1 pseudogene is annotated in these 256 nt (G+C 57.8%); it reads left to right on the forward strand.

Features of this window, described 5'->3' with window-relative positions:
- Positions 1–43: 43 nt before the first annotated feature.
- Positions 44–256 (forward strand): annotated as a pseudogene (locus tag QN347_RS20340) (MFS sugar transporter); the annotation flags it as partial.

Genomic DNA, 256 nt, shown 5'->3' on the forward strand with positions numbered 1-256 from the left:
ATAAGAGACAGCAGTAGCGTTCGGCAACGTACCGGGATTGCAAGTGTATGTTGTGCAGCGGGCAGAGCGAGATGCGCCGCAAGCCATTGATGTGGCGTCGGGCTTGAATATCGCCGCCTTTAATATCGGTATTGCTGGCGGTGCTTGGGGCGGCGGTGTGGTTGTCGAGCATCTTGGTTTGATGGCAACCCCATGGATAGGCGCAATGGTGGTACTCGTTGCGCTGGCTCTGACAACGCTGGCAGGTCGGCTGGAG

Source organism: Sphingomonas sp. 10B4, from assembly GCF_035019905.1.
Taxonomy (GTDB): Bacteria; Pseudomonadota; Alphaproteobacteria; order Sphingomonadales; family Sphingomonadaceae; genus Sphingomonas; species Sphingomonas glacialis.